The sequence below is a fragment of the Comamonas sp. C11 genome (assembly GCF_024496285.1).
Taxonomy (GTDB): domain Bacteria; phylum Pseudomonadota; class Gammaproteobacteria; order Burkholderiales; family Burkholderiaceae_C; genus Comamonas; species Comamonas testosteroni_F.
Genome location: NZ_CP101743.1, coordinates 710,347 through 732,828 on the forward strand (window position 1 = coordinate 710,347; position 22,482 = coordinate 732,828).

Below are 22,482 nucleotides of genomic sequence, written 5' to 3' on the forward strand. Positions count from 1 at the left end.
ATGCAACTCATGCGTGAATAGCTCTCTTTTTTATTGGGTTGGCTCGCTCGCACCCTGCATGGCGTCGCGTGTCTGGCCGGCCTGTTCCATCAGCCACTGACAGAAGGCCTGCACTTCGGGCCGCTCGCTGCTGCGCGGGCCTTGCAGCAGCCAGTACGACAGAGGCGACGCCAGGCGATGCTCGGGCAATACCTCGATCAGGGTGCCGGCCGCCAGCGCATCGGCCACCAGCGGCAGGCGCGCGATGGCCAGACCCTGGCCCGCCAGCGCGGCCTGCACGATCTGGTGGGCGTAGTTGAAGTACAGCCAGCGCGGCGGCTGCAGCTGGTCGCAGCCGTTGGCGGCAAACCAGCGCTGCCAGCTCAGCCACTCCAGCTGGGGCATGCGGTGCACGTCGCCGGTTTCAATCAGCGTGTAGCGGGCCGCATCGGCGGGGCTGTGCACGGCAGGGCCGCTCTTCAGCAGGGCTGGGCTTGCGACCAGCACCAGTTCTTCGCCGAACAAGGCCTTTGCGGCGGCATCGGAGACGCCGGCGCTGTAGCGTATGGCCAGGTCCACATCGGTGGTTTCCAGATCCACCACGGCGTCGCCCGTGTCTATGCGAATGTCGATATCGGGATGGTCGCGCTGGAAAGCCTCCAGGCGCGGAATCAGCCACATGGCGGCAAAGCTGGCCCAGGTGGTGATGGCCACGCTCTTGCGGCCCACGGTCTGGCGGATCTGGCGCACGGTGGCGTCGATCGATTCCAATGCAGGCTGCACGGCATGCAGCAGCTGGGCGCCGGCACCCGTCAGTTCCACGGCGCGCGAATGGCGCAGGAACAGAGGGATGCCCACCTCGTCTTCCAGCGACTGGATCTGGCGGCTGACGGCAGATTGGGTCAGTGCCAGCTCGTCCGCCGCAGCACGAAAGTTCAGGTGTCGGGCTACGGCCAGAAAGGCGCGCAGATGGCCGGCGCCGATGGCGCGGGTGCGAAGCAGCGGAGTGGGGCTGGTGGTGGCATGAGGCATGGCAGGGCAAGCATAAGGTGTTTGCGGCGACTGTTGCCTGCGCTTGCAGTTGCCGACCACGACTATGGGTCGATAATCAGGCAGTTTTCATCCCACAAATCAATATGACTGCACCTCTGGACATCGTCGTCATGGCTGCCGGCAAAGGCACCCGCATGAAAAGCCGCCATCCCAAGGTGCTGCAAAAGCTGGCCGGTCGTGCCCTGTTGCAGCATGTGCTGGATACTGCTGCGCAGCTCAAGGCGCGCTCGGCTGTCGTGGTGACTGGCCATGGTGCTGCGGAAGTGGAGGCGGCCATCGCCGCTGCCAATGGCGCGGGGGGCGGGGATGGCACCCATGTTGCAATGGACCTGAAGTTTGTGCGCCAGGAGCCCCAGCTGGGAACCGGCCATGCCGTGCAGCAGGCCGTGCCCGTGCTCAAGGACGATGGCCTGGTCGTGGTGCTGTCGGGTGATGTGCCGCTGACCCGGGCCGACACGCTGCAGGGTCTGCTCGATGCCGCAGGCAGCGACAAGATGGCGCTACTCACCGTGACCATGGCCGATCCCACGGGCTATGGCCGCATCGTGCGCAACGATGCCGGCACGGTGCAGCGCATCGTCGAGCAAAAGGACGCCAGCGAGGCCGAACGCGCCATCACCGAGATCTACAGCGGCATCATGGCCGTGCCCGCCAGGCATCTGACGGCCTGGCTTGCCAAGCTCGACAACAACAATGCCCAGGGCGAGTACTACCTGACCGATATCGTCGCCATGGCCGTGGCCGACGGCGTACCCGTGGTGGGCCACCGCATTGCCGATGCGCTGCAGGTGGCGGGCGTCAACAGCCCGCTGCAACTGGCAGAGCTGGAGCGCGCCCACCAGCTGCGCCAGGCGCGCGAGCTGATGGAGCAGGGCGTGCGCATGGCTGATCCTGCGCGCATCGATCTGCGTGACGATGCTCGCGGCACCAAGGCCAGCCTGAGCTGCGGCCAGGATGTGGAAATCGACGTGAACTGCATCTTTGCCGGCAAGGTGACGATTGGCGCTGGTGCCCGGATCGGGGCCAACTGCCATCTCAGCAATGTGAGCATTGCCGACGATGCCGTGATCCACCCCTTCACGCACATCGATGGCGAGAAGGCCGGTGTGGAGGTTGGCCAGGGCGCGCTGATCGGCCCGTTTGCCCGCCTGCGCCCCGGAGCCAGGCTGGGTCGCGAAGTGCATATCGGCAACTTCGTGGAAGTGAAGAACTCCAGCCTGGCCGACGGCGCCAAGGCCAATCACCTGGCCTATCTGGGCGATGCCACGGTGGGCGAGCGCGTGAACTATGGTGCAGGCAGCATCACTGCCAACTATGACGGCGTGAACAAGCACCGTACCGTGATCGAGGCCGATGTGCATATTGGCAGCAACTGCGTGCTGGTGGCTCCCGTGACGATTGCCGCTGGCGGCACGGTGGGCGGTGGCTCCACCGTGACCAAGAATACGGAGGCTGGTGCCTTGACGGTAGGACGTGGCAGGCAGGTCAGCATCCGCAACTGGAAGCGTCCTGAAAAGCTGCCCAAAGCCTGATGGAACAAGCGCAGCAAGCTTTGGATAGCATGGTGCCCCAGTCCCTGGACGAAGCGCTGGCGCTGCTGGCCAGGCGCGAGGCCGAACTGGCCGCCTTGCGCACGGCCCAGCAGGAATGGATGCATGCCGTATCGCATGATTTGCGGGCGCCGCTGCGCCATCTGCTGGCGTTCAATCCCCTGGTTGCCGAGCTGCTGCAGTCCGCCAGTCCCGGTGCCGAAGACTTGGAGGAGGCGCGCAGCTTCCTCCAGACCATGGAGCAGTCCGCCCAGCGCATGGCGGCCATGTTCGACGGCTTGCTGAAGCTGAATCGCGCTCAGAGCCATGTGCTGCAGCCGCAGCCAGTGGACTTGCTGGCCTTGCTGGGCAGTCTGCGCCAGCGCCTGCAGGCAGGCGCGCAAGGCCGACACATAGAGTGGTGTCTGCCCGCTGCCGCCCCCATGTTGCAGGCAGATCCGCATCTGCTGGAACAGGCTTTGGACGCAGCTCTCGCCAATGCCGTCAAGTTCACGCGGGCCGTACCGCAGGCGCGCATCCAGGTCGATGTGCAGCGCGACGGGCAGGGCGGCTGCTTCATCACCGTGGCCGACAACGGAGCCGGCTTCGAGCAGGCGCGCGCGGGCAAGCTGTTTGGCGTCTTTCAGCGTATGCATCGCGAGGCCGAGTTCGAGGGCCTCGGTATTGGCCTGGCGCTGGTGCGCGATATCTGCCGCCGCCATGGCGGCGAGGCGGAAATTCAAGCCCGGCCCCATGTGGGATGCCAGTTGCAGATGCATTGGCCCACCTGCCTGCCCTGAGTGGTCAGACCACGTCGCGGTCCAGGCTTTTCTGCTCGGCACTCGCCGGGCTGAGTCGCGTGGATCCCGGTCGCATGGGCATGGTCGAGGGGCTGTGCTGCCGCTCGGGTTGCTGCGTGGCATCCATCACCTGGTCGCGCCCGCCGCTCTTGGCGCTGTAAAGCGCACTGTCGGCCGCTTTTATCCACTCGGTCACCGAGCCAAAACCTTCATCGGCTGCCGCAACGCCGATACTCGCACTGATGTGCAACTGTGGATATTCGCGAACGCGTATCTGAGCAATTTTTTCGCAAATACGCATGGCGACCGAATATGCCTCCTTGGCCGTGGTGTGCTTGCAAAGAACGGTGAATTCATCGCCGCCGTAGCGCCCTGCAATATCGTTGCTGCGCAGGCTGTTTCTAATCGCCAGCCCGATCATTTTCAAAACATCGTCGCCCACAATATGGCCGTACAGATCATTCACGCTTTTGAAACGGTCAATGTCAATCACCAGCAGGCAGGTCTGCTCCTTGGCGGTGCGGTGCTGATGCAGCGCGGCACGGGCTTTTTTCCACCAGTAGTCGCGGCTGTATACCGTGGTCAGAGGATCGATGCGTCCCAATAGCTTGAGCTGCAGGTTCTGCCTGGCCAGGGTCTTGAGCATTCGGCTGTTGGACCAGCTGGCATAGGCGCTGTGCAGAATGATCAGTGGCAGCAGGCTGAGCTGCACCGCCAGTGGTGCGTCCCACTGCGGGGTGGGCGTTATGGCGATGCTCGTGAACAGCATGCCGCACAGCAGCGCGATCAAGGAAGGCAGCCAGCGGCGCTTCAAGCCGGTATAGAAGCGGTCGGCCACGCCGATGGCCAGAATGCAGATGCTGGGCAGCAGGCTCCAGTGCATCAGAGAAATCCAGCAGCCGACGATCAGCGCATCTATCAGAGAATTGCAATACTCCGCATGGAACTGATCCTGTTGCCGGCTCGAATGCAAAAAAGCAATATGCGGCCATAGCAGCGCACTGACCGTCGTGAATGCCCACCAGGCGAGATTGGTCGGGATATATGACAGGCTCGCAGCCACCACCGCTCCGCCCAGTGCCATATAAGAGGCGCGCAGAGGGTAGGTCCGGCGGTGAATATCTCGATGCAAGGGCATCTGGTGGAATTGGCTTAAGTCAAGGTTGCGAGAATAATCTAATTAATACAATTTGTATCAATCATTGAGGAGCTCACGCGGCATCCGCACCACACATGGCGGTTCAAAAATCAAGGCGTGCAAGTCCCTAGTGATTGGGGACGGGCAAGGGCAGTTCGGTGCTGAATTTGGCTCGCTTGATGCTGAAGAAGGCTTTGACATTGCGCACATTGGCATCCTGCGTGAACAGCTTCTGGCTCAATGCCAGATAGGCAGGCATATCGATGGTGGCAATAACGAGGATGAAGTCGGGTCCGGGAGAGACGCGCCAGCATTGCTGCACGCCGGATTCGGCCACGGCTTTGTGCTCGAATTGCAGCAGTGAGCTGCTGTCCTGCCGGTCCAGCGAGACCTCCACAATGGCCTGCAGGCCATGACCGGTGAGGCGGGCGATGTGTTCGCTGCTCAGGATGGCGACTTGTTTCTCGATCAGACCCAGCTCCTGCAGGCGCTTGACACGACGCAGGCAGGTAGGGGCAGACAGCTTGAGATGCCGGGCCAGGGCCTGGTTGCTCAGGCTGGCATCCAGCTGCAATTGCTGTAGCAGTTGCAAGTCGGTGTCGTCCAGATTGATGGAATTTTCATTCATTTATTTGAATTTTATTGAATAAATAATCAATATTCCGGTTTGATGAAATTTTCAATCATTTCGTTGTTTTTATTGATTGAAAATTTTTTATTGCAACCGTTAGCATGCTCGCTCAAACAACCTAAGGTGTATCTCTATGTGTGGCATTGTTGCTGCGGTGTCTCATCGCAATATTGTTCCGGTTCTGGTCCAGGGTCTGCAGCGGCTGGAGTATCGTGGTTATGACTCCTGTGGTGTGGCTGTACAGGCAGCGGATGCCAGCGGCTTGAGCCTGGGTTTGCAGCGTGCGCGCTCTACAGCCCGCGTGGCCGAGTTGATGGAGCAGGTCAAGACCGAGCATGTGGAAGGTTTCACCGGCATTGCCCATACCCGCTGGGCCACTCACGGCGAGCCTGCCGTGCGCAATGCCCATCCCCACTTCAGCCATGGTCCCGGCATCTCGCCCGTGGCCGATGCCGATGCGCCGGCACGCGTGGCCCTGGTGCACAACGGCATCATCGAGAACTACGAAGCCCTGCGTGCCGAGCTGCAGGCCAAGGGCTATGTATTTGCCAGCCAGACCGACACCGAGGTCATTGCTCACCTGGTGGACAGCCTCTACAACGGCGATCTTTTCGAGGCCGTGCAAGCCGCGACGGCTCGCCTGCATGGCGCCTACGCGATTGGCGTGATGCACCGGGATGAGCCCAGCCGTGTGGTGGGCGCTCGTGCCGGCTCGCCGCTGATTCTGGGTGTGGGCAAGGACGGTGCTGAACATTTCCTGGCCAGCGATGCGATGGCGCTGGCGGGTGTAACCGACCAGATCGTCTACTTGGAAGAGGGCGATCTGATCGACCTGCAGCCGGGACGCTACTGGGTCATCAGCAAGAGCGGCGAGCGTTTGACAGAGCAGCAGCGCCCGGTCAGAACCGTGATGGCGCATAGCGGCGCAGCCGAATTGGGCCCTTATCGCCACTACATGCAGAAGGAAATCTTCGAGCAGCCGCGCGCTTTGGGCGATACGCTGGAAGGCCTGAAGAACATCGCCCCCGAGCTGTTTGACGGAGTCACTTCGGAAGGCAAGACCGGCGCGGCGGCCTGGCGAGTATTCAAGGAGATCGACCGGGTCCTGATTCTGGCCTGCGGCACCAGCTATTACAGCGGCTGCACGGCCAAGTACTGGATCGAGGCGATTGCCGGCATTCCCTGCAATGTGGAAGTGGCCAGCGAGTACCGCTATCGCACCAGCGTGCCCGATCCCAAGACGCTGATCGTGACCATCAGCCAGTCGGGCGAGACGGCCGATACATTGGCGGCCCTGCGCCATGCCCAGAGCCTGGGCATGAAGCACAGCCTGACCATCTGCAATGTGGCCACCAGCGCCATGGTGCGCGAATGCGAGCTGGCCTATATCACGCGCGCCGGCGTGGAAATCGGCGTGGCATCGACCAAGGCCTTCACGACACAGCTTGCAGGCCTGTTCCTGCTGACGCTGGCGCTGGCACAGTCCAAGGGGCGTCTCACGGAAGAGAAGGAACAGCAATATCTGACGGCCATGCGTCACCTTCCCGTTGCCCTGCAATCCGTGCTGGCGCTGGAGCCGCAAATCATCAGCTGGGCTGAAGACTTTGCGAAGAAGGAAAACGCACTGTTCCTGGGTCGTGGCATTCACTACCCCATCGCTCTGGAAGGAGCGCTCAAGCTCAAGGAAATCAGCTACATCCACGCCGAGGCCTATCCCGCCGGCGAGCTCAAGCATGGCCCGCTGGCACTGGTGGACAGCCAGATGCCTGTGGTCACCGTGGCGCCCAACGACGAACTGCTGGAAAAGCTCAAGAGCAATATGCAGGAAGTGCGTGCGCGCGGCGGTGTTCTCTATGTGCTGGCCGATGCCAAGACCAATATCGAAAGCAGCGAAGGCATGCATGTGATTCGCATGCCCGAGAACTATGGTGCGCTGAGCCCCATCCTGCACGTGGTGCCGCTGCAGTTGCTGGCCTATCACACGGCGGTGGCACGCGGCACCGATGTGGACAAGCCGCGCAACCTGGCCAAGTCGGTCACGGTGGAATAAGCCTATTGCTTCTTGCTGACTAGAGCAAATAAAGTTTGTCGAACACGAATAAAGTTAGTCGAGCAGAGCACGTCACTCGTTGCTTGAGCTCATCGCAGCAAAAAGCGCTCGGTGCGAGCGCTTTTTGCGTCTAGAGCTTTGTTGGTCTTGCTCGACTAGACTCCTTTACCTGAAAGCAGCTGTGTCATGAGTGCCATGAGGTTGTTTTGTTGTGCTGAGTTTGGCTGGAGGACTCGTCACTTTTGTATGCCTGTTTTAGGCTGATTAGAGATATTTGATTTCGAGGTCTAGGTCACTGCAGCGCCTTCAACGGTACAGTTAGATCAGCGGTGCTCTATCGAAAGACGAGCATAAACTTGGCTACCCAACCACTTGGACACCAGCTCCCGCATATCTGGCTTGCCCATGTAATCAGTGAACAGCTCTTCATTCAGCTCCAAGCGCTCAATGAATAGTGACTCAAGGACCTGCCGAAATACGAGCTGGAACTTGTCTAGGGAGTTGACCTCTGCTGCCTTCTGCAAGGACTCGTTCTGGCTTGCGGCTTCGGTGATCTGATCGAAGAACAATTGATCTGCATCATTCAATTCGCCACCGAAGCGCTGATTGATGATGTCGATCAGGCGTGACAGCGAAACGGGTTCCTCACGCACCATGCCTGAGCCCACCTCTCGCGGACCGTCAAGCGGTTTGGCATAGCCCTCATTGAGGCTGATCGAGCCTTCGCTGATTTTCTGCAGGCGGTAGTAATCGAGTTCAACTTCCTCGTCGAACTGATAGCCCGGTCCGCTCTTGCGCTTAGGCAGCTTCAACGCGAGATGGCGCAGGTAAGTGAAGAGTTTTTCCAGATCGCTGTCCTGATAAGGAATCACCTGGCTCAGGAAACCGTACAGATTACGAAAGGCCTGCAGCTTGCCACGCCACAACTCTGCTTCATCCTCTTCGGTGCTCTGCAACTGCACAAAGCGCGCAACCGCCTGATCAAGAATTGCATTCATCAGCTTGTGGTCACCGGGACTCTGCCGGCGCTTAGGCGCAAAGAACACATGCGCAAACTCGACAATCTCAGTTTGCAGGTAAACGCCAGAGGCATCCAACTCGGCCTTCATTTCGTAGAGCTTGTCGGGATCAACCTGCTCACCCATCACAGCGCCCTCGTAGTAGTCACGAAAGGCTTGCCGGATCTCTTCAGGATCGTTGACGAAGTCCAGCACGAAGGTGTCGTTCTTGAGTGGATGTGTCCGGTTTAAGCGCGACAATGTCTGCACGGCTTGAATGCCTGCCAGCCGCTTGTCCACGTACATCGTGTGCAATAACGGCTGGTCGAAGCCGGTCTGGTATTTCTCGGCTACCAGTAGCACGCGGAAATCCGGTTTGGCGAAGGTGTCGGGCAGCTCCTTTTCCTTCAGGCGGTCATTCATCTCCACCTCGGTGTACGACTTTTCCGGAACCTTGTCGTCTTCCACTGCGCCCGAGAATGCCACAAGGCTCTTGATCGGGTATCCCTTTTCCTTGATGTAGCGGTCGAACTCCTGCTTGTAGCGCACCGCCTCCAAGCGCGAGCCAGTAACCACCATCGCCTTGGCATGTCCACCAATCTTATGCCGGGTGAACTGCTGGAAATGCTCGACCATTACCTCGGTTTTCTGGCCGATGTTGTGTGGGTGCAGGCGCATGAAGCGGGCCAAAGCCTTGGCCGCCTTATTGCGCTCGACATTGGGGTCGTCTTCGGCCTTCTTGATCAGCTTGTAATACGTCTTATAGGTAACGTAGCTCTTTAGCACGTCCTCGATGAAGTCTTCCTCAATGGCCTGGCGCATGGTGTACCGATGGAAGGGTTCACCACTGCGACCGAAGATCGCTAGCGTCTTGTGTTTAGGCGTGGCGGTGAAGGCAAAGAAGCTCATATTCGACTGGTGACCACGCTTGGCCATGGAGCGGAACAATCGTTCGAGTTCGACTTCGTCTTCCTCCTCGGCCATTTCATGGGCCTTACGGCGCAGCTCGGTACCGCCTAACACGGCCTTGAGCTCGGTAGCCGTTTCGCCCGATTGCGAGCTGTGTGCCTCGTCGATGATCACCGCATACTTGCGGGGGGGTAGATGGCTTTTGCTGCCTTCCCCGCGTTCCTCGTTGAGCTTAGCCAGTTGTCCTGTCACGAACGGGAACTTCTGCAGCGTGGTGATGATGATGGGTACACCGTCTTCGAGTGCTTCTGCAAGCTGGCGCGAGTTCTCGTCGATCTTCTGCACAACACCCTGGCGGTGATCGAACTGGTAAATCGTGTTTTGCAACTGGCGGTCTAGTACCACGCGATCGGTGATGACCACCACGCTGTCAAAGAGCCGTTCATTGCTTTCGTTGTGCAAACTAGACAGGCGGTGTGCCAACCAAGCAATAGTGTTGCTTTTGCCACTGCCGGCTGAATGCTCCACAAGATAGTTGTGTCCCGCGCCTTCACTTGCGGCAGCCTTTTCCATCTGGCGTACCGCTTGCAACTGGTGGTAGCGAGGAAAGATCAGACTTTCCTTGCGCACTTTTTTACCGTCGTCAGTGATCTTCTCTTCCACATTTAGGTGCAAAAAACGGGCAAGCAGATCGAGCAGGCTGTCGCTCTGTAGCACCTCTTCCCATAGATAGGCAGTCTTGTAGTTGCGGCCTTCATGGTCGGGCGGATTGCCGGCACCTCCATCCATGCCTCGATTGAAGGGTAGGAAGTAGGTGGATGAACCGGCCAAGCGAGTGGCCATATGCGCTTCTTCAGTGTCCACCGCAAAATGCACCAGCGTTCGTTTGGTGAAAACGAAGATGGGCTCACGCGGGTCGCGGTCATAGCGGTACTGGTGGATGGCATTGGCCGCCGTCTGGCCACTCAATGGGTTTTTGAGTTCCAACGTGACCACCGGAAGGCCATTGACGGACAGCACAACATCCAGCGACTTTTCCGACTTAGGGCTGAAATGCAGTTGGCGGGTCAGCACCAACCGATTGGCCTTATAGCGTGCTTCCAGCTCCGGGTTCAAGCCGTGGGCCGGGCGAAAAAACGCAATCCGTAAAGTCTTACCGAAGCACTTGAAGCCGTGCCGCAGTGTGGCCAGTGTGCCGTGTGTGTCCAGCCATTTACACAGCGATTCCAGCACTCGGGCACTGGTCTGCTCACCGTGCAATGCTTCCAGCTTGTCCCATAGTTTGCCTTGGGTATCACGGATAAAGGCCAAGGCTTCTTTGGGAAAAATTGCGCGTTCACGGTCGAAGCCCTTGGCATCAATCCGTGAGTATCCATTGGCCAGCAACACCGCCTCGATAGCGGTTTCAAAAGCAATTTCTCCGGTACTGTTCATGCGGCGACCCTCGATATTCTCTTTCTCAACCAGAACACCATCACCTGCGCAAACTCAGGCAGATCTCCGGCTTGGGTTCCATCCCATTTCCTGAGTTCTTGTGCAATATTCAGGTCGCCCCTTCCAAGTCGCTGCTTGAACGCGTCAAGTACTGCCTTGCGATTATTCACAAGGCGAGACCGGTTAAGGTTAAGCACATTGTTCAATGCCGCTTTGATAGCCAAATCATCGGAGTCAATGCGCCCATCGCCCAGGAACTTGATCTGCCGTTCAATAGGGTGAGTGGGGTCACACACGCTGAAGCACAGGGCATCGTTGCCCTTGCGTGTATCGCAATGCTGCTCCCGCTCTGGCTGGCCATGCCCGCCCAGACAGGAGCCGTGCAGATTGTCAAAATCGAGCTGCCGCTTAGGATAGTCGGCTTGGCATTGCCAGTGCTCGATCTTCATGCCCTCGGGTGTGGCGCGGATACGCGACTGGCAGTAGCAGCACAGCCCGCGCTGTTCTGCCACCAATGCTTGCCGCAAGGTGGCCTTGTCGGTGTAATTGTCATAGTCGGCATGTTGCTTCTGGCGATGCTGGGTCAAGGTGCCCGGCTCCGGTCCTTTTTGAATGGTCCGCATCTATTCGCTGCCCTCCAGAAAGCGGATCAACGAACTAGCACGGGTCAGCTCTGGCTCGTCCTCGCCCAGTTGGTGTTCTAGCGTAGCAATGGTGGAGCGCGCTTCGTCGAAATGCTCTAGGTCGATTAGTTCAAAAAGGCTCTTAAGTTCACCCTCCACCTGCCGGTTTCGCACCGGTGCATCCATAAACTCCTGAAGGATGCGGTTGGCATCCATGCCATAAGCCTCGGTGGGCACAGTCACGCCCACCCTGCCGTTCACGAATTCGAGGAAACGTACGCAGCGCGCCGGTACCTCGCCCAGCACCAGAGGCGAATGGGTTGTCACCACGAACTGGCAGGCCTTGAAGATATCGCGCAGGCGCTGCAAGACATCGCGCTGCCACTTGGGATGCAGGTGCAGTTCTATCTCGTCGATCAGCACTAAAGCCACGCCGTCGGTGATCGGGTTATCGCTATCCGGGTTGGCGATGGCTAAGCGCCGTGTGAGGTCGAACACCAAAGCCAATAGGCCGCGCTCGCCGTCGGAAAGCTGATGCAAGTAGAAAGGCTGGCCGCGTTTGTCCACGACAAAGCCCAGGCGCGGTTGCTCCTTGATGCGCAGGTTGCTGAACTCGGGCACCAGCTCGCTAATCACGGCGCGCAGAGCAGCCAGTACTCTAAGGCGGCGTGGCTCACCATCAGCGCCCAGCTTTTCCTGCGTGCGGAACCAGTGCATGAACTCGCGCAGCTCCACCTCGCGGTCATGTAGGGCACGGCCGTAGGCGATAGAAGGGTCGAAAGGCTTGGCCTCCGGAAGGCTGCGTGGCTGGCCGGGCAACTGACGCTTGGGCGAGAAATACACCGCCAACGGCGGATGGGCCGCGTTCTTAAGCGCCGCCAGCGTGGTGCGAGTTTCCTGCATGCCCGCTTCCAGCTCACCGGTCAGCGTGCGAGCGCTCAGCGTCTGCACAAAATCGGTGGTACCAGTGGCAGCTTCGGCCTGCCGCAGTAGCATGAAGCGATCACCTTTTTCGTCCGCTGCGCGCAGGCGCTGTACCCCAGCGTTGATGGTCTGGCCATCTATCTGGATGCGCGCGAACGCCTCCAGTGAGCTCTTGTCACCGTGGATATCATCATCGGTGAAGTACAGCGGCGTCGAACGTGAGGGCGTGAACTCCGGCATTGCACGCGACAGCAGCACTGCCAGTGCATGTAGCACCGTGGATTTGCCCACCCCGTTGACGCCAGCGATCAGCGTTACATCGGGTTCGAAAGCGATATCGAGTTGCTCAAAACCACCGCAGTGGGCAAGGGAAAGGGATTCCAATTTCATCCAGACATCTCCTCCAGCGGAATTTGGCCGGTGACGGCAGCGGAGATCAGCGCGGCGCGGCGCTCCTTCAACAGACTAATGGAGCTGCTTATATGTTCGCGGACTGGGGTCGATGTCGCGGCGTCTCGTTCGAGGAAGGTGACGATCTCATCTTGCTCGGCCTTTGGCGGCAGAGGGATGTGAATCTCCCCGTATCGGGTCGGGCTCAGATTAGCTTGGCCGATCGCCGGAATTGCGTTTTTTCGAGCAAACTCCAGAAACAGTGACGAATTCAGTAGCGCGACCAGGTACTGTGGCGTGGCGCGATGATTCGCACGAATACGAACCAAGTAGGAAGCGAAGGTCAAGGGCTCGTCGGGATCGAAATCCACAAGCCCGACCTTTGCAATCTGATCAAGACTGTTCGTTCGGTTAAAGAGCAGATCGTTCCGCCGGAGCAGCAAGTGGTCGTCAACATCGGCAATCATGCCGGACTTCGAAACATCAATCCGCCCATTCACAATGCAACTCATACGAAGGACTGCTATATCTCCTTCGTCCCTAATGCTTTCCGACAGTCCATAGTCCGATGAAGCCCAGGTGCGCTTTAGTTGGCAAGTAGCCCAATGAGCCGGAATTTCTCCCAGCCATGCTTGGCCAGAACGTTTGAGCGGCGCGTTGGGGTCGAGACCGCGGGTGACGATGCGGTTGATTAGGGCGGCGTGCTTCTCTTCCAGTAGCGCCAGCATTCGTTCCTTCTCTGTAACTAGCCCGTCGATGCGTGCGGTTTCGCGGTCGAGGTAGCTGGCGATTCGGCGCTGATCATCTCGGCTCGGGCAAGGCAAGTGATGCTGGCGAAGAACATCGGTTGACACTCGCTTGAGGCCACCAGCTCCTGTCATTGATGCCTCGCCGTCCTGTTTGAAGGTCGAGGACTGGAAGTAGTAGAAGAGAAACCTGCGCTCAGCCGCAGTCGGGCGAATCACGAATAGCTCCGAACTACCGAATCCCTTGCCTCCTACAAGGTTGTCAGCGATTGCAATGTTGCCGTTCTCAAAGCAGGGGGTGACCTTAGCCAAGACAATATCGCCATCCTCGAAAGCAGTGTATGAGGCTCCGTACTTTGAAAACTTGCTAGTGTTTGCGATGAAGTACCCACTCTTCACTCTGTCCATAGGCAGAAAGGTTAGGTCTTCATCTTCATCAAGTCCGTCGAAAGCAACCGATGGATTCAACTCGCACACATACCGTAGCGGTATGGTCTCCCACTTTTGCGGGCGGCTCACTCTGTCACCTCGCGCAGCAGGTACAGAATCCGCCTTTCCACTTCTGCCAATTCCGCATCAATCTCATGCAACGGGCGCGGCGGCTGGTGCTGGAAGAACACGCGGCTGAAGTTGATCTCGTAGCCAACCTTGCCGATGCCGCCGTCCTGCTCGTCCAGTGTCTCGCGGTCGATCCAGACATCGTCCACGTAGGGACGCACCTCGCGCAGAACGTAGCTGACGATGTCTTCTTTCAACGGGATGCTCTCGGCGTCTTTCAGCGTTGGGTCAGGCTCGTACTCGATGAAGCCGTTCTTGCCATCGCGGTGCAGGCCGAGCAGGACATACAGGCCCTGCGTGGTGAGGTCGGTGGGCAGGATTTGGCCTGGAAAGTAACGTGCGTCCCGCAGAGGGTCTGTCTTGTGGTGTTTGGCAATCACTGGTGCAGCATCGGGGTCCACAGTGGTAAAGCAGTCGCGGAAAATTTTCTTCTGCGCGGTGCCCTTGGCGCCTTTGGTCCAACCTTCCATATCGTCGGGCAGTGTCTTAAACACTTTTTGCACAGTGGTCCAGACCTGGTTCCAGTCCAAAAACGATTCGGTGCCAAGTTCGTCCTGTACCGCTTGCAGAGCGTCGAACAGTTCGGGACAGGTATTGAGGAAACGTTCTCGGGCTTCGTCGGTAATCTGGAAACGTAGGCGCAGCGGACGCAGCACGGTGATGCGGCGATAGCCGAAGTCCGTGTTGTCAAACACGCGGCTGGTCTGACTGCATTCCATCGCGCCGTGTTCGCAGGTGATGGCATCGAGCGCGGATTGGTCAAGGTAGCGACGCTTGTCGCCGAGGCTGCGTCTCATGGGAGAGTAGCGTTCTCTAGCGTCGATGAGCTGGATCTTGCCCTTGCGGTGCGCGGCCTTGCGGTTGCTGACCACCCAGATGAAGGTACCGATTCCGGTGTTGTAGAACATCTGCTCAGGTAGTGCGACGATGGCTTCGAGTTGATCGCGCTCAATGATCCAGCGACGGATGTCACTTTCGCCGCTGCCGGCGCCGCCGGTGAACAAAGGCGAGCCATTGAAGACGACGGCAGTACGTGAGCCAGCCTTTTCGCGGTCGCCGGGCTTGTAGTCTTGGAATTTGCTCATCATGTAGAGCAGGAACAACAGGGCACCGTCGTTGATACGCGGCAGCTTGCCGCTGTAGCCACGGAAGTTGGGCCAATGGTCGATGATTTTCTTCTCTGCTTTCCAGTCCACGCCGAAGGGCGGATTGGCCAGCAGATAGTCGAACCGGTGGTCCGGAAACGGGTCGTCGGTAAGGGTGTTGCCCAACATCACTTGCCCGTCCTTGTGACCCTTGATCAACAGGTCGGAGGCGGCCACGGCATAGGAGCGCGGGTTGTAATCCTGCCCGAAGACCTTGACCGTGGCCTGATCGTTGTGGGCACGAATCCAGTTCTGCGCTTCGGCCAGCATGCCGCCGGTGCCGCATGCGGGGTCGCAGATGGTGACGATGACGCCGGCCTGGGTGAGCACGCTGGTGTCGGGCTCCAGCAGCAGGTTGACCATGAGCTGGATGACTTCACGCGGGGTGAAGTGGTCGCCAGCGGTTTCGTTTGCGGCCTCGTTGAAGCGCCGGATCAGGTCTTCGAACACCAGACCCATGGTGATGTTGTCCACCCGCTTGGGGTGCAGGTCGATCTCGGCGAATTGGGACACCACTTGGTAGAGACGATTGGACTCTTCGAGCTTCTCAATCTCTTTGTCGAACTCGAAGCGCTCGAAGATCTTGCGGACGTTCTCTGAGAAGCCAGCGATGAAGTCAGCCAGGTGGCGGCCGATGTTATCGGGGTCGCCCTTAAGCTTGTGGAAGTCAAGCTGGCTGTGGTTGTGAAAACCCAGCGAAGTGCCTTCCTCATCCTTGGCAAGGCTGTTGAGGATTGCATCAATATTCTGGATATTCTTCGCTTTGAGCTGCTCGTACCGCTTAAGCACGGCGTCCTTGCTCGGCGCTAGCACGGCATCGAAGCGGCGCAGCACGGTGAGTGGCAGCATGACGCGCTCATACTGTGGCGGACGGTAAGGGCCGCGCAGCAGGTCGGCCACCGACCAGATGAAATTGGCGAGTTGCTGAAAGTTAACGCTCATTGTTATTGAACCATCTTCTTTTTCGGTTAGGCTGGCCAGTACAGCCGTTTCAAAGGCACGATCCGCTTGGTTTCGGCGTCGGTCCTTTCATAATGCTCAATCAGCGCCCGCACTACGTGGTCCAGTGTCCACATCGCCAGCGGAATTGAGGCGCGATCAGCTTCGTACAGGGCGTCTTTACTGAAACCGCCCGTGCTGACATACAGCCCTCGATCATCCTTGTGGCGGCCGCCGAGGAAGCTGCGGATTTCTTGGCTACCCATCTGTCCCTTGCGATGCTTGACCTCTACGACGATGCGCGGGTGTTCGAAGCCGAACCCGTCTGGCGAGGCAACGATGTCCTTCCCTCGGTCGGAGCCAGGCGGCGAAACTTGGGTCTTGTAGCCCATGGCGCGTAGGATGCCTGCGACCAGCTGCTGCATGTCATCCCAGTCCAGTTCGTTGACCCGATCCTTAATGCGTTCCAGTGCCTGAGACTCGATGTCGGCCAGAGGATCGGCGATGACTTCCTCGACTTCCTCTTCAACTGCTGGCGCGGGCTTACCCTTCAGTGCGGCCAGCACTTCGGCTGCCGCGCTGTACGGCACCTCGAAGATGGTCAAGGTCGAACCTAGGCTGTTTTTACTGCTCGTGTCCAAGCTGTCGCGTGGCAGTTCCTGCGCGTGCCACTGTACCTTGCGCACTAGGGGCATACCTTGCTCGGCCCACTCGGGATGATGCTCGGGTGGTCCTATGACATTGCCGATCGAGTAAAGGCGATTGGCGGGCGAATAGGTGATGATCCAGTCGCCATCCCGAATGTCGTTGACGAAACGCCAGACCTGGGATGCACCCGAAACCACCGTGCCTTGTTTTGCCAGTGGCTCGGCTGACTTGTACAGATCGATCAACTGCTTGCGCCCGACACCGGGTTTGGCATGCGCCGCCAATTGGTTCCAGCCCACGGCAGCCACGCCACGTTCTCGAAAGGCATCATACAAGCTGCCACCTTCGCCGCGCACCATCCACATTCTGGCCATCGTGCTTCCTCTCATGTTTGCACCCATCAATCCAACACGACCACGAACTCAGTCGCCAGAGCAGTCGGTTGGACATCCCGGACATTGCGCTGCAACGAGACCAGACCGTAATTCGCCATGAGACGCAAGGTACGGGACAAGTTCGGTACCTTCCGACCGCTGAGTTCAGCCAATTCCGTTAGCGATTTCGGCTGCTTCTCGTGGATTAGGCGCAGCAAGCGCCGATTGTCATCTGAAAGCACTGCCGCAAGCGACGCCAATGAACTGAACCAAATCTGCGGCGACTCACTCCCAGATCGCTGAGGATCCACAACATCTGGTCGCTGAATGCCGACGATGAACCGTTTCATGATGGCTCCAAAAATACGCTTTCAGGAAATTGTATCAGTGCCTGATAATCATCTTTGAATCCCAAACCTTCCTGCTTTAGTCCTTGCTAGGCTTCACTTGCTTGACAGCCTTTGAATCCTAGACTCCCCGCGATGAACGCTTCCAGCATGTGCTGGATCAGCGCCACGGCATCGACAACCTCGTCGGGCGGATTCAACTGGTCGTCGCCGCATGCAAACCACCGCCCAGACGGCAGGAGTGCTGCAAATGGAGCAGCGACCTCGAATCTTCTATTCGGATAGAGGTGACCGTCGTCCAGTCTTCGTCATATAGCGTTACCTAGGGTGGGCCACAGCTTGTGGCGTCGGCTCAAACTTGAGCCCCGAGTCAAGGAGTCGAAATAAAACTTACTCATCGTGCTGTGAAAAGTTGTGCCAATCACTCGTGAGCGCAGAACCCTCAATATTCAGATCCACGAACTAGACAAGACGATTGAGACATTGGGATGTGGCACAAGGGCATCAACAAGAACCTCGGCGTAATCGAGCAAGGCGCAACCAAGGTGTTCCATACCGAAGTACTCCCGGTTTTGGTTGTTGGTAGACGAGCGCTGAGAGCAGTACCCCGTCATCGTCAAGGTAAAGAATTCTGGCATGCGTGCGACTCAATCGCTGAACCATCAAGAGCAGATCTCTTGTGGAAGGCCGAGGGGCGTGAGCATTTGCAATGCGTTGCCCAGGGGGGATACGAGGGGGCGATGCAGAAGAATGACCAAAAGAGCTGATGAATTTTGTGTTTTAGCTTAGCAGTCAGTGCGCAAGTAGCGGTTTATCTTTGATGCTCATATGGCTCCGAAAAGATATCAAAACTCAACTGAAATGCTACCTTTAGAGTGTCGATTTATAGAGCGCATAAAGATGTACTTCTTGGGTGCCAAACAAACGCCCGTCACCTGAAGTTTCCCTTGGAAAAGCCGTACGCAGCCGTCGCCTAGAGTTGGGTTGGTCGCAAGAAGATTTGGGTTTTGAAGCTGGGATCCATCGAACCTATGTTGGAGTCATTGAGCGCGGGGAGAAGAGTATTTCTATTGGCAGCCTTGTGCATCTAGCTGAGACGTTGGGTGTCAAAGCTTCAGATTTACTTCGTGAGGCGGGGCTATAGGCTTGAAAATTCTTGCGAATCAACTTGGAAAATTGACTGGTCTATGCAACTTGCCTATCCCTTTGGATGATGAGTTGATCAATGGCTTGGTTGGCCGCATAGCCAGACTGAACGGCTTGAGCACCTCTCAGGCTGTGCTGCAAGCCCTAGGTGGTGAATTTCAAATTCCTGGTCGGGGATCGCCCTTGCAGCTAGTGTCGATGTTTCTCAATTTCGATGAAAGAACATTGGCAAAGCAACATTCAATGCTGCCAGTCTTGAATCCTATCTCGGGGCGTGTCGCTGCTCTAGGCGAAGGTGATGGCTGCAGATCAAAAACTAAAACCTATACCAAAAGACGTCTCCCCGTAAATAGCCTTCGGTGGTGCCCAAAGTGCGCATGCTTGGATCGTGCCGCTAGAGGCTTTAGTTACTGGCGTCGCCAGCACCACCTGATTGGTGTGGATTGGTGTGTTGTGCATCGAGAGCCTTTGCTGAAAGCTCCTTTGAGCGCTGACATAGACGCTCCTGGGCATGAGCTCATAGAAGCCGGTGCTGAACACATGCTTGACGCCATTGGTGACGAAGCTCTTCACCCTGTTGTACAGCGTTTTGAGCAACTCATGGTTGGATGGCTGCTCCAACCTGCGCCCACTGATCATGCTGTGTGGTCAGCAGTCGTCAGGACCGAATGTCAGAAGGCTGGGTTACGCATCTGTGAAGTGGGGCAGCGTTCCATCGCGAGTGACCTGATACGTGATCTGTTTCCCAATAGTTGGCTAAACCGATACATGCCAGATGTAACGATAAAGTCTCCTCAAGTCTGCGTTCGGAAAGTCGATGGTGCGTGTATTGATAAACATGTGGTCTATCCGACGCTCGTTTGTACCGCCCTCATGGCAGTGCTGTTCAGCTCCAGCGAGGAAGCATTCCGCGCGCTTAAGCAGGGCACTCGGCAGTTTAAGAATAAGGAGCGTGCAAGTCAGCAAGAAAGCCATGCCTTGGATGCATTTCTAACTGGGCAACGGCTGCACGAGTCCTTTGCAAAATTTGGGGTTGATGCTTTAAGTGCAGAGGACGCAATACGAAAACTACTGAAGAGGCGGTCCGTTTCTTCGATATCTTTCAAGTAGATTTTTGGCAGTCAGTGAAGCTCTGCGTTGAGAAGGAAGCGCAGCACTTTGATTGTTTCAGGCCATCTCTCTGGGGTTTGAAGCACTTGGTTAATTTTCGGAATCGAGAGGCTGATTTCATCTAGGCTCCATTTTCTGGTGGCTGTGAATTTTTCCGTTAAATTTCGCAGCGTCTTGGCGATGCGGGCATCCGAATTTTCAATTCGAACGGCTGCATGGTTGGCGCCTTTACGTTGACTGATCGACTGAGTACTAGCGATAAGCCATATCCGGTCATTGCGATAGAGCCATGCATATGCCGCTGGCTGTAGGCATCTGAGGCCTTTGATGCCAAGAAAAGCTTGCAAGCCAACAACTTTGCTCCAGGAGTCGCGTGCATGGGCACGGCGTTGCTCGTGCTTGGCAGCGTGCCATTGCGCTTGGAGATTGGGGACCGTGCGCAGAATTCTGGTAACGGAGGCGGTTGAGACCCCTAGATCCAATGCCACCCTCCCTTTGTCTTGTCCTTGAGTAAGTCGCGTGATGGCTTCTCGCAAACAAGGCTGCAGTAGTGTCTTTGGGCGTCTCTTAGGCTCATGTGCCTGCTTGCTAGCCCAATGGGCCATAGTTGTGTAATCGACATTGGCTGCTTTTGCGGCAGCACTCAGTGAGATAGACCCTTGCAAAGCTCTTTCAAGAAAATATTTTTGAGACTTGCTGAGGCTTAAGCGATTGGTCGGTTCTGCATCACGTGTTGCTGGGACCTCAGCAGAGCTTTCCGCTTCGACCTCATAAGCTTTCAGAAATTCATCGAAGGTACTAAACCACGTTGCGATCCATACCAAATATCGCAATGGATGGGTGAGAGAACGGCCAGAGATCAGGCGAAGCAACTGGCTGTTCAATAGAGTTGAGTCCGACTGATGTGCCAGCTCAGGAAGACAACTCAAATGACTTGATAGCTTTTCTAACGTCGGAGTCAGACTTGACCTGCGCAGGCGACCAGATGCTGTAGTTGCGCCCATCTCACCAAGACGCCGTCTAAAAATATCACCTATTCGGACGGGATCGTCCAGACTACCAAGGGGGCGCAAAGTCAATTCAGATGCCATGGCCTCCAGTTTTAGGAGCCAGCTTTGCTGGTTTGGCGAAAGTGCTTGAAGGCTGGGAACTTCTTGGCAGTAGGCTTCGGAGGGTAGTAGCCAGCCAGAACGCCCCTTTTGTGATGAAACTTGGAGTGTTTGGAGGTGCTTGCGGCATAGCCAAACGCCTGGTAACTGCTGACTTCGCCGCCAAAAAGACCATCCATGTTGCCTTTGGTCTTCTTGCATGCAGTGTGGACAAAATTTCAGTGGGTGAGCGGCCCCTAATCCGCTCGTCAGAAGCCCCAGTCGATACTTCATGTGGGCAATGCCATACCCTTGCATTGCAGAGATTGCTTCTAAGCCAATTCTTGCGGGTTTAAACGATAGGTAAAACGGCAGCAGGGTTCGTTGTTGAACGATATCCAGGCTGCTTCCTAGCGCTCCGTTGGCCCTGGTAGCCAGGGTGTCTAGGTGGGCAGTGAAGTCGTGCGTGATTGCTGTTTGTGCGGTACCAAAAAGGTGCAGTGCAGTCACTCTGTCAAAGGCGCTGGCTGCCAATCGGTGGTATCGGCTGCACCAACTGAAGATCGTTTCATCCGGAAATGGGGTGATCTGGATTTCAAAGCCACCAAGCGCAGTTTGATCATGCATCGTGGCTTTCCGGCTTCGTCACGGGCTTCGTTGTTCGACGCGTATCTTTCAGGGCTTCCCGCAAAGTCTGTGCACCTTGCAAAAGCGATTGTGCAGAAACGGGTTCACGTCGAGGTAATCGGATTACGGTGGTTGAGCTTGGTTCGCTTGAAGGCTGATCAGTAGTGCTTCTGAGAGCTTTTAGCTTCTTCCTCGCGCCGCTACTCAGGGTGCTTTCAACCATGGCTGATGGAATGTCAAGTTCAGGCCATGGCTTTCGAGCCGATGAAAGGTGACTCGCGGTAGCTTTTGTCTTCGATATGGTGTGGGGGCGGAGCTCCATGAATGGACATACCAAATCAGATCGCTTTTCCAATAGGTAGTCTGAGACAGACAGAGAATTGAGGTCCTCGACGTCCTTGCGATGGCTGCTATAGGCCGAGCTTTTATAGCTGCGACGCACATCATCTATCGTCACATGCAACTTCCCTTCGGCGCGTGTCTCCTTATAGCTTTGTAGCAGCAGGTGACGTAGGGCTCTAAACAATCCTGCGGTGTATCTATGGAGCTCAAGCGCATCAGCCTCTACGTTGAGTCTGAAGGTTGCTGGACAAATGCTCAGATACTCACTTAGACATGAGATCCACCATGGGTCGCCAGCCGTAGGTGGATGCAGCACGATGGGGTTTGACAATAAGCGGTCTCGTTCCTCCTGCGGCCTCTGAGTGAGTTTTCTGATCAGCGAAAAATTCGCGACATATACAAGGGGCGATCCAAGGTTTGCGAGCGCCATGATGAGCTGCGAAGTCTTTGTGCTGGCTGAGCTGCTTTGTGTGAAAAACTGCATCTCGTCGACTGTGAGAATGCTGGTCGCGGTCGCCAGTAACCAGTCCCGAACATGCTCCATGAGCGCGTCAGTTGAGAGTTTCTTTCGGCCTTGCAGTGCCAGCGGATTGGCCATGCTTCTGAGAACGCCCTGTAGTGCAGACTGGCCATCAATTTCAAGTCGACGAGCAGGGGTGATGCGTAGTTGCTGCCCATCGGTGAGGTACTCAGGGCCATGCTCAAGTTGGCAAATACGCTCCAAGGCCTGCATCAGGGAAGATTTGCTGACTCCTGCTAGGCCTGTCAGGCAGAGAGTCGGCTGAATGCACTTCTTGGTTGGCGGAGATGCCGAGCGCAAGCGGTTGTAATCCGTGACAGATGGATAGCGATCCATTGCGTATGCATGAGCGCGGTCCAATAGACTGCGCAGTATCTGGATATGCTGTGGACCAGGTACAAATGCTGTACTCCAACCAGCATTCAATCTTTGGC

General features: G+C 57.1%; 18 protein-coding genes. 6 read left to right on the forward strand and 12 right to left on the reverse strand.

The window, feature by feature from the left end:
• Positions 1–30: 30 nt before the first annotated feature.
• Complete coding sequence (locus tag NOX35_RS03225; RefSeq protein ID WP_256495694.1) at positions 31–1,011, reverse strand: LysR substrate-binding domain-containing protein; 981 nt, start codon at positions 1,009–1,011, stop codon at positions 31–33.
• A 104-nt stretch (positions 1,012–1,115) separates the two neighbouring features.
• Between NOX35_RS03225 and glmU the strand changes: the two genes are divergently transcribed.
• Positions 1,116–2,564: a bifunctional UDP-N-acetylglucosamine diphosphorylase/glucosamine-1-phosphate N-acetyltransferase GlmU gene (gene glmU / locus NOX35_RS03230; protein ID WP_256495696.1), complete on the forward strand. Its 1,449-nt coding sequence runs from the start codon at positions 1,116–1,118 to the stop codon at positions 2,562–2,564.
• Entirely contained in the window at positions 2,564–3,361 is a 798-nt protein-coding gene (locus tag NOX35_RS03235) for a HAMP domain-containing sensor histidine kinase (protein ID WP_342760604.1), read from the forward strand. The genes glmU and NOX35_RS03235 overlap by 1 nt, the downstream gene beginning before the upstream one ends.
• A 4-nt stretch (positions 3,362–3,365) precedes the next feature.
• Here NOX35_RS03235 and NOX35_RS03240 read toward each other — a convergent pair whose 3' ends face one another.
• On the reverse strand, positions 3,366–4,499 hold the full coding sequence (locus tag NOX35_RS03240) for a diguanylate cyclase AdrA (RefSeq protein ID WP_256495699.1): 1,134 nt from the start codon (positions 4,497–4,499) through the stop codon (positions 3,366–3,368).
• A gap of 127 nt (positions 4,500–4,626) precedes the next feature.
• Complete coding sequence (locus tag NOX35_RS03245; protein WP_182285585.1) at positions 4,627–5,127, reverse strand: Lrp/AsnC family transcriptional regulator; 501 nt, start codon at positions 5,125–5,127, stop codon at positions 4,627–4,629.
• Positions 5,128–5,263: 136 nt separating this feature from the next.
• Between NOX35_RS03245 and glmS the strand changes: the two genes are divergently transcribed.
• Entirely contained in the window at positions 5,264–7,180 is a 1,917-nt protein-coding gene (gene glmS, locus NOX35_RS03250; RefSeq protein WP_057091484.1) for a glutamine--fructose-6-phosphate transaminase (isomerizing), read from the forward strand.
• A 323-nt stretch (positions 7,181–7,503) separates the two neighbouring features.
• Here the strand turns inward: glmS and NOX35_RS03255 are convergent, their stop codons facing one another.
• The 7 genes from NOX35_RS03255 to NOX35_RS03285 are packed head-to-tail and all read right to left on the reverse strand — an operon-like array spanning position 7,504 to position 17,218.
• A complete protein-coding gene (locus tag NOX35_RS03255) occupies positions 7,504–10,521 on the reverse strand; it encodes a type I restriction endonuclease subunit R (RefSeq protein WP_256495702.1) in 3,018 nt (1,005 codons plus the stop codon).
• Positions 10,518–11,144, reverse strand: a complete 627-nt coding sequence (locus NOX35_RS03260) for a retron system putative HNH endonuclease (RefSeq protein WP_256495703.1) — start codon at positions 11,142–11,144, stop codon at positions 10,518–10,520. Before NOX35_RS03260 ends, NOX35_RS03255 begins: the two co-directional genes overlap by 4 nt.
• Entirely contained in the window at positions 11,145–12,458 is a 1,314-nt protein-coding gene (locus NOX35_RS03265) for an AAA family ATPase (protein WP_256495704.1), read from the reverse strand.
• A complete protein-coding gene (locus tag NOX35_RS03270; RefSeq protein WP_256495705.1) occupies positions 12,455–13,723 on the reverse strand; it encodes a restriction endonuclease subunit S in 1,269 nt (422 codons plus the stop codon). The genes NOX35_RS03265 and NOX35_RS03270 overlap by 4 nt, the downstream gene beginning before the upstream one ends.
• Complete coding sequence (locus NOX35_RS03275) at positions 13,720–15,849, reverse strand: class I SAM-dependent DNA methyltransferase (RefSeq protein WP_256495706.1); 2,130 nt, start codon at positions 15,847–15,849, stop codon at positions 13,720–13,722. Before NOX35_RS03275 ends, NOX35_RS03270 begins: the two co-directional genes overlap by 4 nt.
• Positions 15,850–15,875: 26 nt before the next feature.
• On the reverse strand, positions 15,876–16,868 hold the full coding sequence (locus NOX35_RS03280; protein ID WP_256495708.1) for a restriction endonuclease: 993 nt from the start codon (positions 16,866–16,868) through the stop codon (positions 15,876–15,878).
• Positions 16,869–16,894: 26 nt separating this feature from the next.
• Positions 16,895–17,218: a helix-turn-helix domain-containing protein gene (locus NOX35_RS03285; protein WP_256495709.1), complete on the reverse strand. Its 324-nt coding sequence runs from the start codon at positions 17,216–17,218 to the stop codon at positions 16,895–16,897.
• A 485-nt stretch (positions 17,219–17,703) separates the two neighbouring features.
• On the opposite strand from NOX35_RS03285, the gene NOX35_RS03290 reads away from it, so the two are divergent.
• The 3 genes from NOX35_RS03290 (at position 17,704) to NOX35_RS03300 (ending at position 19,471) form a co-directional block, all read left to right on the forward strand.
• Positions 17,704–17,982 (forward strand): hypothetical protein, encoded by a 279-nt coding sequence (locus tag NOX35_RS03290; protein WP_256495710.1) that lies wholly within the window; start codon positions 17,704–17,706, stop codon positions 17,980–17,982.
• A 146-nt stretch (positions 17,983–18,128) separates the two neighbouring features.
• Entirely contained in the window at positions 18,129–18,359 is a 231-nt protein-coding gene (locus NOX35_RS03295) for a helix-turn-helix domain-containing protein (RefSeq protein ID WP_256495711.1), read from the forward strand.
• Positions 18,360–18,361: 2 nt separating this feature from the next.
• Positions 18,362–19,471: a TniQ family protein gene (locus NOX35_RS03300; protein ID WP_256495713.1), complete on the forward strand. Its 1,110-nt coding sequence runs from the start codon at positions 18,362–18,364 to the stop codon at positions 19,469–19,471.
• 11 nt (positions 19,472–19,482) lie between these two features.
• Here the strand turns inward: NOX35_RS03300 and NOX35_RS03305 are convergent, their stop codons facing one another.
• Both NOX35_RS03305 and NOX35_RS03310 read right to left on the reverse strand, forming a co-directional pair.
• Positions 19,483–21,186 carry a TnsD family Tn7-like transposition protein gene (locus NOX35_RS03305; protein ID WP_256495714.1) on the reverse strand — a complete coding sequence of 568 codons (1,704 nt, stop codon included), beginning with the start codon at positions 21,184–21,186 and terminating at the stop codon, positions 19,483–19,485.
• A complete protein-coding gene (locus tag NOX35_RS03310; RefSeq protein WP_256495715.1) occupies positions 21,179–22,384 on the reverse strand; it encodes an AAA family ATPase in 1,206 nt (401 codons plus the stop codon). Before NOX35_RS03310 ends, NOX35_RS03305 begins: the two co-directional genes overlap by 8 nt.
• Positions 22,385–22,482 lie beyond the last annotated feature (98 nt).

Bases quoted from the DNA above. Each gene is read 5' to 3' on its own strand.
- NOX35_RS03225 (WP_256495694.1), bottom strand. From the start codon at position 1,011: ATGCCTCATGCCACCACCAGCCCCACTCCGCTGCTTCGCACCCGCGCC.
- glmU (WP_256495696.1), top strand. From the start codon at position 1,116: ATGACTGCACCTCTGGACATCGTCGTCATGGCTGCCGGCAAAGGCACC.
- NOX35_RS03235 (WP_342760604.1), top strand. From the start codon at position 2,564: ATGGAACAAGCGCAGCAAGCTTTGGATAGCATGGTGCCCCAGTCCCTG.
- NOX35_RS03240 (WP_256495699.1), bottom strand. From the start codon at position 4,499: ATGCCCTTGCATCGAGATATTCACCGCCGGACCTACCCTCTGCGCGCC.
- NOX35_RS03245 (WP_182285585.1), bottom strand. From the start codon at position 5,127: ATGAATGAAAATTCCATCAATCTGGACGACACCGACTTGCAACTGCTA.
- glmS (WP_057091484.1), top strand. From the start codon at position 5,264: ATGTGTGGCATTGTTGCTGCGGTGTCTCATCGCAATATTGTTCCGGTT.
- NOX35_RS03255 (WP_256495702.1), bottom strand. From the start codon at position 10,521: ATGAACAGTACCGGAGAAATTGCTTTTGAAACCGCTATCGAGGCGGTG.
- NOX35_RS03260 (WP_256495703.1), bottom strand. From the start codon at position 11,144: ATGCGGACCATTCAAAAAGGACCGGAGCCGGGCACCTTGACCCAGCAT.
- NOX35_RS03265 (WP_256495704.1), bottom strand. From the start codon at position 12,458: ATGAAATTGGAATCCCTTTCCCTTGCCCACTGCGGTGGTTTTGAGCAA.
- NOX35_RS03275 (WP_256495706.1), bottom strand. From the start codon at position 15,849: ATGAGCGTTAACTTTCAGCAACTCGCCAATTTCATCTGGTCGGTGGCC.
- NOX35_RS03280 (WP_256495708.1), bottom strand. From the start codon at position 16,868: ATGGCCAGAATGTGGATGGTGCGCGGCGAAGGTGGCAGCTTGTATGAT.
- NOX35_RS03285 (WP_256495709.1), bottom strand. From the start codon at position 17,218: ATGAAACGGTTCATCGTCGGCATTCAGCGACCAGATGTTGTGGATCCT.
- NOX35_RS03290 (WP_256495710.1), top strand. From the start codon at position 17,704: ATGTGGCACAAGGGCATCAACAAGAACCTCGGCGTAATCGAGCAAGGC.
- NOX35_RS03305 (WP_256495714.1), bottom strand. From the start codon at position 21,186: ATGCATGATCAAACTGCGCTTGGTGGCTTTGAAATCCAGATCACCCCA.
- NOX35_RS03310 (WP_256495715.1), bottom strand. From the start codon at position 22,384: ATGGATCGCTATCCATCTGTCACGGATTACAACCGCTTGCGCTCGGCA.